The organism is Xinfangfangia pollutisoli, assembly GCF_020179405.1.
GTDB lineage: Bacteria > Pseudomonadota > Alphaproteobacteria > Rhodobacterales > Rhodobacteraceae > Pseudogemmobacter > Pseudogemmobacter pollutisoli.
The window spans coordinates 1-12,394 of the sequence record NZ_JAICBZ010000037.1; the positions used below are offsets into that span (position 1 = coordinate 1).

Genomic DNA, 12,394 nt, shown 5'->3' on the forward strand with positions numbered 1-12,394 from the left:
GCGTTGTGGGCGCGGCAGGTGTCGGGCCTTCGGCCAGATCGGGGGCGCGGGGCGCGGGCGCGGGCGCCGGAGGCAGCGGGGCGACCGGCGCCTCGGCGCCCGGCGCGGCCGGCGCGGGTTCGGGTTCGGGCAGCGGCGCATCGGCGGCCGCTTCGGGCAAGGCCGCCTCTGCGGGCGAGGGCGACTCGGACTCGGGCGCCTTCTCGGGCGCCGCGGAAGGCTCGGTCAGCGGCGGCGTCTGAGCCGGCGTTTCAGGCGCGGCTTCGGGCGCCACATCGGCCCCCGCCTCGGGCGCGGGCTGCGCGATGGCCTTGGGCGCAGCAGCTTCGGGCGCAGCAGGTGCAGGCGCTTCGGGCGCGGTCCCGGGGCTTGCCAGCGGCGGCATCGGACGCACCGGCGACAGGACCGAGGCCAGGACCAGCAAGCCCCCGCCCACAAGCCCGCCCAGCCCCGCACCCAGAAGGAACCTGCCGATCACCATCCGTCTCCGTCCTTGTCCCGTCTCTGCCCCGACCGTTCCGGCCGGCGCGCGGCCTTGCGCGCGGACGAACCGGACCCGCGGGTTTGCCCCGCTGTACCGGCGGCCCGGCCCCTTTGCCAAGGCGCGGGCGCACCGGCTTGCGCCGAACCCGCCTTGACCTTGCCGCCCTTCGGAGACCATGTATAGCGCGACCCGCGACCGCCTTCATCCCCTTTCGCCGGGGAAGGCAGAATAAGGCGCATGGAAAGGCCCTGCGACATGCTGCTTCTGATCGACAATTACGACAGTTTCACCTGGAACCTGGTGCATTACCTGGGCGAGCTGGGGGCCGAGGTCAAAGTGGTGCGCAATGACGCGATGCAGGTTCAGGACGCGCTGGCGCTGCGCCCCGAGGCGATCGTGCTGTCGCCCGGGCCCTGCGATCCGGCCCAGGCCGGGATCTGCCTGCCGCTGACCCGCGCCGCCGCCGAAGCCGATGTGCCGCTCTTGGGCGTCTGCCTGGGCCATCAGACCATCGGCGAGGCCTTCGGCGGCAAGGTCGTGCGCTGCCATGAAATCGTGCATGGCAAGATGGGGCTGATGCATCACGCCGGAAAAGGCGTCTTCGCGGGCCTGCCCTCGCCCTTCGAGGCCACCCGCTACCATTCGCTGATCGTCGAGCGCGAAAGCCTGCCCGCCTGCCTGGAAATCACCGCCTGGCTGGAGGATGGCACGATCATGGGCCTGCGCCATCGTGAAAAGCTGATCGAGGGCGTGCAGTTCCACCCGGAATCGATCGCCTCGCAGCATGGCCACCAATTGCTGCGCAGCTTCCTGGACGAAGCCCGCGAAAGGGTTCCGGCATGACCGAAAGGCTGAAACCGCTGATCGGCACCGCCGCCGAACGCCCGCTGACGCGCGACGAGGCCGAGACCGCCTTCATGGCGCTGTTCGAGGGCGAGGGCACGCCCGCGCAGATGGGCGGCTTCCTGATGGCGCTGCGCACGCGGGGCGAGACGGTCGACGAATATGCCGCCGCGGCCCATGTCATGCGCTCGAAATGCCTGCCCGTGCGGGCGCCCCAGGGCGCGATGGACATTGTCGGCACCGGCGGCGACGGCAAGGGCACGCTGAACATCTCGACCGCGACGGCCTTTGTGGTGGCCGGCGCCGGGGTGCCGGTGGCCAAGCATGGCAATCGCAACCTGTCGTCGAAATCGGGCGCGGCCGATGCGCTGACCGAGCTGGGGCTGAACGTGATGGTCGGCCCCGAAGTGGTGGAACGCTGCCTGGCCGAGGCCGGGATCGGCTTCATGATGGCGCCGATGCATCACCCGGCGATGCGGCATGTGGGGCCGGTGCGGGCCGAACTGGGCACGCGGACGATCTTCAACATCCTGGGGCCGCTGACCAATCCGGCGGGCGTGAAGCGCCAGCTGACCGGCACCTTCTCGGCGAAACTGCTGCGCCCGATGGCCGAGACGCTGAAGATGCTCGGCTCGGAAAAGGCCTGGCTGGTGCATGGGATGGATGGCACGGATGAAATCTCCATCGCGCTGCCCACCAAGGTTGCGGCCCTGGCCGATGGCGCGATCACCGAATTCGAGCTGCATCCCGAACAGGCCGGCCTTCCCGCCCATCCGTTCGAGGCGATCCTGGGCGGCACGCCCGCTGAAAACGCCGCCGCCCTGCGCGCTTTGCTGAATGGCGCCAAGGGCGCCTATCGCGATGCGGTCCTGCTGAACGCCGCGGCGGCGCTGGTGGTGGCCGACAAGGCCGCCGGGCTGAAAGAGGGCGTCGAGATCGCCGCCCAAAGCCTGGACAGCGGCGCGGCCAAGGCCAAGGTCGAGGCGCTGGCGCGGATCAGCCGTGGCTGACGCTCAGCCCGATCTCTTCGCGCAGGCCCCCGCCCCGATCCCCGACCCGCCCGCAAGCTGGGCCGACCTGCCGTTCTTCACCACCCATTGGCCCGCCCTGCGCGACCGGCTGGCGGCACAGCGCGACTGGCAGCCCGCCGATCCGTTTCGCGCCCTGCGCCTGACGCCGCGGCCTGCGGTGCGGGTGGTCATTCTGGGCCAGGATCCCTACCCGACCCCGGGGCGCGCCACGGGCCTGGCCTTCTCGTTCCCGCCGGGCCAGCCGCCGCGCGACAGCCTGAAGAACATCCTGGCCGAGCTTGCCACCGATACCGGCCAGACCAGGCCCGATGGCGATCTGACGCCCTGGGCCGAACAGGGGGTCTTGCTGCTGAACACGCTCCTGACCGTGCCGCAGGGCCAGGCCTTCGGCCATAAATCCTGGGGGTGGGAGCAGCTGACGGCGCAGATCCTGGCGGCCATCGCCGGCGACGGGCCGCGCGCCTTTCTGCTCTGGGGGGGGCCCGCGCAGAAGCTTTGCGCCCGGCTGCCGCGCGACGGGCATCTCTTCCTGGAAACCCCGCATCCCTCGCCCCTGTCGGCCTATCGCGGCTTCTTCGGCAGCCGCCCCTTCAGCGCGATCAACGCCTGGCTTGCCGCCCGCGGCCAGCCCGAAATCGACTGGTCGCGCCCCGCCCGCGCCTGATCGCGGCCGAAAATCCCCGCCCAACCCTTCCCATCGGCCCCCCAGCAGGCTAAATCCTTGCCTCAAGCCTCTTCATCTGTCCCTAAATATCCCACGGGGGTCCGGGGGTGTGAAACCCCCGGGGCCGCCGCCAGACCGACGCCGAAGGATCCGCGCATGACCACCGTTCTCGACCGCATCAGGGACTACAAGCTCGCCGATGTGGCCCAGCGCAAGGCCAGCCGCCCGCTGGCCGAGGTGGAAGAGGCGGCCCGTTCTGCCCCCGCCCCGCGCGGCTTTGCCAAGGCTTTGACCGAGGCCGCCAATCAGGGCTACGGGCTGATCGCCGAGATCAAGAAGGCCTCGCCCTCGAAAGGGCTGATCCGCCCCGATTTCGATCCGCCCGCCCTGGCCAAGGCCTATGAGGATGGCGGCGCCACCTGCCTTTCGGTCCTGACCGACACGCCGTCCTTCCAGGGCGCCGACGACTTCCTGACCCAGGCGCATGACGCCTGCGCGCTGCCCTGCCTGCGCAAGGATTTCCTCTATGACCCCTATCAGGTCGCCGAATCCCGCGCGCTCTCGGCCGATTGCATCCTGTTGATCATGGCCTCGCTCTCTGACGAGCAGGCGAACGAGCTGGAAGCGGCCGCGATCTCGTGGGGCATGGATGTGCTGATCGAAGTGCATGACCAGGACGAGCTGGAGCGCGCCCAGCGGCTGAAATCGCCGCTGATCGGCATCAACAACCGCAATCTCCACACCTTCGATGTCACGCTCGACACCACCCGGCGGCTGGCGCGGCTGGTGCCGGCCGACCGGCTGATCGTCGCCGAATCCGGGCTGAACACGCCCGAGGATCTGGCCGATCTGGCCCGGTTCGGCGCGCGCTGCTTCCTGATCGGCGAAAGCCTGATGCGTCAGGACGACGTGACCGAAGCCACCCGCCGCATCCTGGCCAATCCGCTGACCGCCGCCGGGGGCGGGATATGACCAGTCACCAGGGCGGCGGCGCGGGCGGGCTCAGCCATTTCGACGCCAGCGGCCAGGCGCATATGGTCGATGTCTCGGACAAGCCGGTGACCCAGCGCAGCGCCCTGGCCGAAGGCTTCGTGGTGATGACGCAAGCGACGCTGGCCCTGATCACCACGGGCGAGGCGGCGAAGGGCGATGTCCTGGGCGTGGCGCGGCTGGCGGGGATCATGGCCGCGAAACGCACCGCCGATCTGATCCCGCTCTGCCATCCGCTGCCCTTGACCAAGGTTGCGATCGAGCTGGTGCCCGATCCGGCGCGGTCGGCAATCCGGGTCGAGGCGCTGGTGAAGACCGGCGGCCAGACCGGGGTCGAGATGGAGGCGCTGACCGCGGTCAGCCTGGCCTGCCTGACCATCTACGACATGGTGAAGGCGGTCGAAAAATCCATGCGGATCGAAGGGATCCGGCTTCTGGTCAAGGACGGCGGCAAGTCGGGCCGCTATGAGGCCGCGCCATGATCCCGGTGGATGAGGCCGCCGCGCGGCTATTGGCGCTGGCGGGTCCCCTGCCTGCCGAAACCGTGCCGCTGGCCCATGCGGCCGGCCGCTGGCTGGCAGCCCCGGTCGCCGCGCGCCGCGACCAGCCGCCCTTCGACACCTCGGCCATGGATGGCTATGCCGTGGCTGGCGACCCGGCGCCGGGCGACAGCCTGACCGTGATCGGCGAGGCCGGGGCCGGGCACCGCTTTGCCGGGTCCGTCGGACCGGGCCAGGCCGTGCGCATCTTTACCGGCGCGCCGGTGCCAATGGGCGCGACGCGGGTGGTGATCCAGGAAGACGTGCGCCGCGAGGGCGACCGCATCATCCTGACCGACAGCGACCGCTCGACCAATATCCGCGCCCGCGGCCAGGATTTCCCCGCCGGCGCGACGCTGGGCCCGCGGCGGCTACGCCCGGCCGATCTGGCGCTGCTGGCCGCGATGAACATCGCCGAACTGCCGGTTGCCCGCCGCCCGTCCGTGGCGCTGATCGCCACGGGCGACGAGTTGGTGATGCCCGGCGAGATCCCCGGCCCCGACCAGATCATCGCCTCGAACGCCTTCGCGCTGCAGGCCATGGCCCAGGCCGAGGGCGCCGAGGCCCGGCTTCTGCCCATCGCCCCCGACCGGCCCGAGGCGCTGGCCGAGCGGCTGGCGCTGGCCGCCGATGCCGATGTGATCGTGACGATCGGCGGCGCCTCGGTCGGCGATCACGATCTGGTCGGCCGGGTGGCGGCCGAACAGGGCCTGGCGCCGGCCTTCTGGAAAATCGCCATGCGGCCGGGCAAGCCGCTGATGGCGGGGCGGCTTGGCGGCTCGGTCCTGCTGGGTCTGCCGGGCAATCCGGTCTCGGCCATCGTGACGGGGCATCTGTTCCTTCTGCCGCTGCTGCGGGCGCTGCAGGGCGACCCCGCCCCGCTGCCGCAGGTGCTTGAGGCCGAGCTGGCGACCGATCTGCCCGCCAACGGCCCGCGTGCCCATTACATGCGTGCGCGGCTGGCACAGGGCCGCATCGCCCCGTTTGAGCGGCAGGATTCGGCGCTGCTGACCATCCTGACCGAAGCGAATGCGCTGCTGCTGCGCCCGGTCTCGGCCCCGGCGGCAAAGGCGGGCGACCGCGTGCCCTATCTGCCGCTGTGACGGCGGCACGTTCGGACCTTGGGGCAGGCCCGACGGTGACCCCGCGTCAAAAGACTTGACACAAACCGGGAACACGGGCAGAACATTGCGTCAACGACAGGACTGCGAGGGTGGCCGATGCTGACGCGCAAACAGCTGGAACTTCTAGCTTTTATCAAGACCCGGACCGATGCGGATGGCATTCCGCCCTCGTTCGACGAGATGAAGGATGCGCTGGAACTGCGCTCGAAATCGGGCATCCACCGGCTGATCACCGCGCTGGAAGAGCGTGGCTTCATCCGCCGGCTGGCCCATCGCGCCCGCGCGCTGGAGATCATCAAACTGCCCGAGGCGATGGAAAAGGCCGGGGCCGCCAAGGGCTTTGCCCCCAAGGTGGTGAAGGGCGAGGCGCTGAAGACCGATCGGGCCGCGTCGCCGTCGCCCGGTCAGGCCCTGACGCCGGTGCATGCGCTGGAACTGCCGGTGATGGGCCGGATCGCCGCCGGCGTGCCGATCGAGGCGATTTCCGAAATCTCGCATCACATCGCGGTTCCGGGCGCGATGCTTGCGGGGCGCGGTAATCACTATGCGCTTGAAGTCAAAGGCGATTCCATGATCGAGGCCGGGATCAACGATGGCGATATCGTGGTGATCCGCGAACAGGACACGGCCGAGAATGGCGATATCATCGTGGCCTTGGTGGAAGATCAGGAAGCCACGCTGAAGCGCTTTCGCCGCCGTGGCGGGATGATCGCGCTGGAAGCCGCCAATCCGGCCTATGAGACCCGGGTTTTTCCCGACCATCTGGTCAAGGTGCAGGGCCGCCTGGTGGGGCTGATCCGCAGCTATTAGGCCTTGGGCGGGCGCGCCGCGAGGCGCGCGCCCCGACCCGGCCTAGGGGCCTTTCGCATAGCGCCGCGCGGGCGGCAGAAGGCCTGCCAGCAGGGTTTCATCCAGCGGTGGGCCGGTCCAGACCCGCCCGCCCTGTCGTGCTGCCGTCACCGTCACGCCCTCGGGGCCCAGCCGGAAAGCCAGTGCGCCGGTCTGGGCCAGCAGGCGCTGGTCGATCACCCGGCAGCCCGGCGGTGCCATGCCGGGATCCAGCTTTTCGGCGATGATCACCAGATCCTGGCCCGCGCAGGCCGCGGGCAGCGCCGCCAAAGCGCCCTTGCCCGACAGCGCGATCCCCCGCAAGCCAGCAAGGCGGAAGGCGCGCGCGCCCTTGGGGCCGGAAAAGCCCGGCCGCGCCGCGGCCGCGTCCTGCGCGGCCAAATCGCCGTCATTCTCAAGCCAGTTTCCGGCGGCAAAGCCGCCCCCCGCGGCCGAAGACAGCGCGCGCCCCTGCGGCCCCATCAGCCCGACCAGCTTGCCATCGCCCGAGATCAGCAGATCGGGCCGCCCCGCCAGCGGCCAAAGCGCCAGCGCCAGCACGACCGGCACCAGCCCCGCCAGCCGCGCCCGGCCGGGCCAGAGGATCAGCCACAGCGCCCCCAGCGTCAGCAGGGGCAGCGCCCAGGGCCCGGGGGCGGGAATGGCGGTCACCGCGCCCTCGATCGCCGCCACCCGATAGGCGACATACAGGATCCATTCGCAGCCCTTCCCCATCGCCCAAAGCGGCAGATCGGCCAGGCCGAAGGGCGCCAGCAGCGCCGCAAGCGCGCCCATCGGCATCACCACCGCGCCCATGACCGGCACGGTCAACAGATTGGCGACAAAGCCGTAATCGGCGAAGCGGTTGAAATGCGCCGCCGCATAGGGCGCCGTCGCCAGCCCGGCAATCGCCGAACTGGCGACCAGGGTGAAGACCGGCAGCAGCAGGCGCGGCCAGCGGCCGGGCGGCATCTGACGGTCCAGCGCCTGAAACCCCGCGACCAGCGCCACCGTGGCGGCCATCGACATCTGGAAGCCCGGCTCCAGCAGCGTCTCGGGCTGCCACAGGATCAGGATCGCCCCTGCCACCGCCGCCGAGCGCAGCGTCAGCGCCCGGCGGTCCAGCAGCACCGCGCCCAGCATCACGCAGAGCATGACAAAGGCCCGCTCGGTCGCGACATTCGCGCCCGACAGCAGCAGGTAGAACAGCGCCACGAAGAACGAGATCAGCGCCGCCAGCTTCTTGGCCTGCACCCGCAGCGCCAGCCAGGGCAGCGCCGCCACCGCGCCGCGGATCAGCGCGAAGACGAAGCCGATCAGGAAGGCCAGGTTCATCCCCGAAATCGCGAGGATATGCGCAAGCGAGCTGTCGCGCAGCGCCTCGACCGTGGCCTGCGAAATGCCCGAGCGGTCGCCGGTCATCGCGCCGGCGGCAAAGGCCCCGGCCTCGCCCGGGATCGCGGCTTTCATTCCGGCCGACAGATGGCGGCGCAGCCGGCCGATCCATTCCTCGCCCGGGCGGGCGGGCTCGATCCGCAGCAGCGGGTTGCGGCTGTAGCCCACCGCGCCCAGCCGGTCGAAATAGGCCATGCGGCGGAAGTCGAACCCGCCGGGCTCGACCGCACTTTCTGGGGGCGCCAGCCCGCCGGTCAGCGCCACGGTTTCACCCGGCGCCGGATCGTGGAAGCTGACCGTGCCCAGAAGCGAGACGCGGACGCGCAGGGGGGTGCGCGCGGGCGGCAGGTCTTCCAGCACCACCTGATCCAGCGTGATCCGCAGCGCGTCCGAGGCGGAGCGGTCGATCTCGATCACCCGTCCCTGGATCGGGCCGTAATAGCGAAAGCTCAGCATCGGCGCCTGTTGCAGATCCGCGCGCAGGCCCGCGGCCAGAAAGCCCAGCGCCAGCGCCGCCACCAGCCCGCCCAGGGGGCGCAGCAGATCGGGCGCGCGCCACAGCGCGGCAAGGCCCAGCGCCAGCAGCGCCGCCGCCAGGGCATAGGCCGCAGGCCCCGGCTCATGCGGCCAGGCGAACCACAGGCCCACGCCGACCCCGATCGCCACCACCGCCAGCGGAAACAGCCGCCCCCGCGCCGCCTGCAGCGCCCGCAGCCCGGCCAAGAGAGCATCCGTCGCGCGCAAGCCCGGCACCTTGCCCTTCCCCCCCCGGAGCGTCTAAATGCCCGGGCCCCGCCGATCCTGCCGCGATCCTGGTTTCCGAAAGGTTAAGATCTCCCATGTCCGCCGATATCGTCACCCGCTTCGCCCCCTCGCCCACCGGGTATCTGCATATCGGCGGCGCCCGCACCGCGCTGTTCAACTGGCTTTACGCCCGCGGCCGCGGCGGCAAGTTCCTGCTGCGGATCGAGGATACCGACCGCGAACGGTCGACCCCCGAGGCGACGGCGGCGATCCTGCAGGGGCTGACCTGGCTGGGGCTGGACTGGGATGGCGAGGTGGTCAGCCAGTTCGCCCGCAAGGACCGCCATGCCGAAGTGGCGCATGAGATGCTGGCCCGCGGCACGGCCTATAAATGCTTTGCCACGGCCGAGGAAATCGCCGCGTTCCGCGAGGCGGAAAAGGCGCGCGGCGTCAGCTATCCGGTCTTCCTGTCGCCCTGGCGCGAGGCCGACCCGGCGACCTATCCCGATGCGCCCTATGTGATCCGCATGAAGGCCCCGCGCACCGGCGAGACGGTGATCGCCGACCGGGTGCAGGGCGAAGTGGTGATTTCGAACGCCACGCTGGACGACATGATCGTGCTGCGCTCGGACGGGACGCCGACTTACATGCTGGCGGTGGTGGTCGACGATCACGACATGGGCGTGACCCATGTGATCCGCGGCGACGACCATCTGAACAACGCCGCGCGCCAGCAGATGGTCTATGACGCCATGGGCTGGGCGGTGCCGGTCTGGGCGCATATCCCGCTGATCCACGGGCCCGACGGCAAGAAACTGTCGAAGCGCCACGGTGCGACCGGGCTGGAAGAGTACCAGGTCCTGGGCTACCCCGCCGCCGGCATGCGCAATTACCTGACCCGTCTGGGCTGGGCGCATGGCGATATGGAGATCTTCACCAGCGACGAGGCCAAGGCGGTGTTCGATCTGGACGGGATCGGCCGGGCCCCGGCGCGGCTGGATTTCAAGAAGCTGGAAAACACCTGCGGCCATCACATCGCGATGAGCGACAATGCTGCATTGCTGCAGGAATTGCAGGCCTTCCTGGCCGCTTCCGGCCGTCCCGCCCTGAGCGATCTGCAGCGAAATCGCATGATCGCCGCGATGGACGCCTTGAAGGAACGTGCGAAGACCTTCCCGGAACTGCTTGAAAAGGCGCAGTTTGCCCTGATCGAACGGCCGATCCTTCCCGATGAGAAAGCCGCGGCCGCGCTGGATACGGTATCCCGTGGTATACTGCAAACATTGACGCCGCGACTGCAAAATGCTAGCTGGACGAAAGAGGCTCTGGAGCCCATTCTGAATGCAGTCGCGCAGGAAAACGGCGTCGGATTCGGCAAGCTTGCAGCACCTTTGCGGGCGGCCATCGCCGGTCGCAGCGTTACTCCTTCGGTTTTCGACATGATGCTTGCCATCGGTCGGGATGAGACGATCGCGAGGCTTTCGGACGCCGCGGCCTGACGGCCAGGGCGCGCGCCCCAAGCCCTGCCAGCGCAGCCCGCAAGGCGGCGCGAGACTTGGCCACCGACCGGCCACCTGGGGTGCTGCCGGCCCAACACGGGGATTAGGAAGAGAATGTCAGATCGCAAAGCCACACTGACGCTTGACGGCAAGAGTTACGACCTGCCGGTGCTGTCGCCCACCGTGGGCCCGGATGTTCTGGATATCCGCAAGCTCTATGGCGAAGCCGATGTGTTTACCTACGATCCCGGCTTCACCTCGACCGCTGCCTGCGAATCGACCATCACCTATATCGACGGCGACGTGGGCGAATTGCTGTATCGCGGCTATCCGATCGAGCAGCTGGCCGAAAAATCCTCGTATCTGGAAAGCTGCTATCTGCTGCTGTACGGGGAACTGCCGACCCATGACCAGCTGTCGGATTTCACCGCCCGGGTGACCCGTCACACCATGGTGCATGAACAGATGCACCAATTCTACCGCGGCTTCCGCCGCGACGCGCATCCGATGGCCACCATGGTGGGCGTGGTGGGCGCGATGTCGGCCTTCTACCACGATTCGACCGATGTGAACGATCCCTGGCAGCGCGAAGTCGCGGCGATCCGCATGATCGCGAAACTGCCGACGATCGCGGCCATGGCCTATAAATACTCGGTCGGCCAGCCCTTCGTGTACCCGAAGAACTCGCTGTCCTATGCCGGCAATTTCCTGAGCATGTGCTTCGCCGTTCCGGCCGAGGATTATGTGGTCTCGCCGATCCTGGAAAAGGCGATGGACCGGATCATGCTGCTGCATGCCGACCATGAACAGAACGCCTCGACCTCGACCGTGCGTCTGGCCGGGTCTTCGGGCGCCAATCCCTTCGCCTGCATCGCGGCCGGCATCGCCTGCCTTTGGGGCCCGGCGCATGGCGGCGCCAACCAGGCCTGCCTGGAAATGCTGAAGGAAATCGGCACGGTCGACCGGATCCCGGAATATGTGGCCAAGGCCAAGGACAAGAATTCCGGCTTCCGGCTGATGGGCTTCGGCCACCGGGTCTACAAGAATTTCGACCCGCGCGCGAAGGTCATGAAGGAATCGGCCGACGAGGTGCTGGGCCTTCTGGGGATCGACAACAACCCGCTGCTGCAGGTCGCCAAGGAACTGGAGCGGATCGCGCTGGAAGATGAATATTTCATCTCGAAGAAGCTGTATCCGAATGTCGACTTCTATTCGGGCATCATCCTTGAGGCGATGGGCTTCCCCACCTCGATGTTCACCCCGATCTTCGCGATCTCGCGCACCGTGGGCTGGATCAGCCAGTGGAAAGAGATGATCGCCGAGAAGAACCAGAAGATCGGCCGTCCGCGTCAGCTGTATATCGGCGCGCCGCGGCGCGACTATGTGGATCTGCGCCACCGCTAAGCCGGTCGGGCAAAACAGAGTGGGGGGCGGTCTTCGGGCCGCCCTTTCGCATTCTTGCATCCGCCCCCGCGCCCGGGCAGGAAGGGGCGGCAGGATTGGGGGCTGAGGATGGCGGCGCATAGCGGCGGCGGACGGATCATCGGGCTGGATCTGGCGCGGACGGCGGCGCTGGTGGGGATGGTGACCTTTCACTTCACCTATGACCTCGACCTCTTCGGCTGGGTGCTGCCCGGCACCTCGCTGACGGGATGGTTCTGGTATCATGCAAGGCTGACCGCGGGGTCGTTCATCTTTCTGGCCGGGGTGTCGCTGTGGCTGGCGCATGGTGCGGGCATCCGCTGGCCCGCCTTCTGGCGCCGGCTGGCCAAGATCGGCGCGGCGGCGGGGCTGGTGACGATGGCCACCTATTTCGCCCTGCCCGGTCTGACGATCTTCTACGGCATCCTGCATTCGATTGCCGTCTCCAGCCTTGTGGCGCTTCTGGTGCTGCGCCTGCCCGCCGGGCTGACGCTGGCGCTGGCGGCGGCGGTCTTCGCCCTGCCCTGGCTTTATACCGACCCGGCCTTTGGCGGCTGGCTGATCTGGACCGGCCTTGCGCCGACCCGGCCGCTGACCGCGGATTTCGAGCCGCTGTTCCCCTGGCTGGCGCCGATGCTGGCCGGGGTGGCGGTGGCGCGGCTGATGAGCCGGTTTGACCTGTGGCGGCATCTGGCCTGGCCCGAGACGCCGCTGCTGCGGATGCTGGCCTGGCCGGGGCGGCACACGCTGGCGATCTATCTGATCCACCAGCCGGTGCTGCTGGGCCTGGTCTGGGCCGCGACGACATTGCTGCGCTAGGCGCCGCGATTT

Annotated in this window: 11 protein-coding genes and 1 pseudogene; 10 read left to right on the forward strand and 2 right to left on the reverse strand. The window is 69.0% G+C overall.

Annotation, left to right across the window (positions count from 1 at the left end; all coding sequences use genetic code 11):
* Positions 1–481: pseudogene (locus tag K1Y73_RS12160) on the reverse strand (hypothetical protein); the annotation flags it as partial.
* A 258-nt stretch (positions 482–739) separates the two neighbouring features.
* Here K1Y73_RS12160 and K1Y73_RS12165 point away from each other — a divergent pair.
* From K1Y73_RS12165 to lexA, 7 genes are all read left to right on the forward strand, one after another.
* Positions 740–1,327 (forward strand): aminodeoxychorismate/anthranilate synthase component II, encoded by a 588-nt coding sequence (locus K1Y73_RS12165; RefSeq protein ID WP_225028599.1) that lies wholly within the window; start codon positions 740–742, stop codon positions 1,325–1,327.
* A complete protein-coding gene (trpD, locus tag K1Y73_RS12170; RefSeq protein ID WP_225028567.1) occupies positions 1,324–2,337 on the forward strand; it encodes an anthranilate phosphoribosyltransferase in 1,014 nt (337 codons plus the stop codon). Before K1Y73_RS12165 ends, trpD begins: the two co-directional genes overlap by 4 nt.
* Positions 2,330–3,022, forward strand: a complete 693-nt coding sequence (locus tag K1Y73_RS12175; protein WP_404819085.1) for a uracil-DNA glycosylase — start codon at positions 2,330–2,332, stop codon at positions 3,020–3,022. The genes trpD and K1Y73_RS12175 overlap by 8 nt, the downstream gene beginning before the upstream one ends.
* Positions 3,023–3,178: 156 nt before the next feature.
* Positions 3,179–3,994, forward strand: a complete 816-nt coding sequence (gene trpC, locus K1Y73_RS12180) for an indole-3-glycerol phosphate synthase TrpC (protein WP_225028568.1) — start codon at positions 3,179–3,181, stop codon at positions 3,992–3,994.
* Positions 3,991–4,494 carry a cyclic pyranopterin monophosphate synthase MoaC gene (gene moaC, locus K1Y73_RS12185; RefSeq protein ID WP_225028569.1) on the forward strand — a complete coding sequence of 168 codons (504 nt, stop codon included), beginning with the start codon at positions 3,991–3,993 and terminating at the stop codon, positions 4,492–4,494. The genes trpC and moaC overlap by 4 nt, the downstream gene beginning before the upstream one ends.
* Positions 4,491–5,654, forward strand: a complete 1,164-nt coding sequence (locus tag K1Y73_RS12190; protein WP_225028570.1) for a molybdopterin molybdotransferase MoeA — start codon at positions 4,491–4,493, stop codon at positions 5,652–5,654. The genes moaC and K1Y73_RS12190 overlap by 4 nt, the downstream gene beginning before the upstream one ends.
* 117 nt (positions 5,655–5,771) lie before the next feature.
* The gene (gene lexA / locus K1Y73_RS12195; RefSeq protein ID WP_225028571.1) at positions 5,772–6,485 is read left to right on the forward strand and encodes a transcriptional repressor LexA; all 714 of its coding nucleotides are present in this window, start codon (positions 5,772–5,774) and stop codon (positions 6,483–6,485) included.
* Positions 6,486–6,527: 42 nt separating this feature from the next.
* Here the strand turns inward: lexA and K1Y73_RS12200 are convergent, their stop codons facing one another.
* A complete protein-coding gene (locus K1Y73_RS12200) occupies positions 6,528–8,651 on the reverse strand; it encodes a ComEC/Rec2 family competence protein (protein ID WP_225028572.1) in 2,124 nt (707 codons plus the stop codon).
* An 86-nt stretch (positions 8,652–8,737) separates the two neighbouring features.
* Between K1Y73_RS12200 and gltX the strand changes: the two genes are divergently transcribed.
* The 3 genes from gltX to K1Y73_RS12215 all read left to right on the forward strand — a co-directional run bounded on the left by gltX (position 8,738) and on the right by K1Y73_RS12215 (position 12,382).
* Positions 8,738–10,141, forward strand: a complete 1,404-nt coding sequence (gene gltX / locus K1Y73_RS12205) for a glutamate--tRNA ligase (RefSeq protein ID WP_225028573.1) — start codon at positions 8,738–8,740, stop codon at positions 10,139–10,141.
* A 114-nt stretch (positions 10,142–10,255) separates the two neighbouring features.
* The gene (locus K1Y73_RS12210; RefSeq protein ID WP_225028574.1) at positions 10,256–11,545 is read left to right on the forward strand and encodes a citrate synthase; all 1,290 of its coding nucleotides are present in this window, start codon (positions 10,256–10,258) and stop codon (positions 11,543–11,545) included.
* Between the two features lie 108 nt (positions 11,546–11,653).
* The gene (locus K1Y73_RS12215; RefSeq protein WP_225028575.1) at positions 11,654–12,382 is read left to right on the forward strand and encodes a heparan-alpha-glucosaminide N-acetyltransferase; all 729 of its coding nucleotides are present in this window, start codon (positions 11,654–11,656) and stop codon (positions 12,380–12,382) included.
* Positions 12,383–12,394: the final 12 nt, after the last annotated feature.

What these genes read in the sequence shown, in the direction of transcription:
- K1Y73_RS12165 (WP_225028599.1), top strand. Translation starts at nt 740, where the DNA reads ATGCTGCTTCTGATCGACAATTACGACAGTTTCACCTGGAACCTGGTG.
- trpD (WP_225028567.1), top strand. Translation starts at nt 1,324, where the DNA reads ATGACCGAAAGGCTGAAACCGCTGATCGGCACCGCCGCCGAACGCCCG.
- trpC (WP_225028568.1), top strand. Translation starts at nt 3,179, where the DNA reads ATGACCACCGTTCTCGACCGCATCAGGGACTACAAGCTCGCCGATGTG.
- moaC (WP_225028569.1), top strand. Translation starts at nt 3,991, where the DNA reads ATGACCAGTCACCAGGGCGGCGGCGCGGGCGGGCTCAGCCATTTCGAC.
- K1Y73_RS12190 (WP_225028570.1), top strand. Translation starts at nt 4,491, where the DNA reads ATGATCCCGGTGGATGAGGCCGCCGCGCGGCTATTGGCGCTGGCGGGT.
- lexA (WP_225028571.1), top strand. Translation starts at nt 5,772, where the DNA reads ATGCTGACGCGCAAACAGCTGGAACTTCTAGCTTTTATCAAGACCCGG.
- gltX (WP_225028573.1), top strand. Translation starts at nt 8,738, where the DNA reads ATGTCCGCCGATATCGTCACCCGCTTCGCCCCCTCGCCCACCGGGTAT.
- K1Y73_RS12210 (WP_225028574.1), top strand. Translation starts at nt 10,256, where the DNA reads ATGTCAGATCGCAAAGCCACACTGACGCTTGACGGCAAGAGTTACGAC.
- K1Y73_RS12215 (WP_225028575.1), top strand. Translation starts at nt 11,654, where the DNA reads ATGGCGGCGCATAGCGGCGGCGGACGGATCATCGGGCTGGATCTGGCG.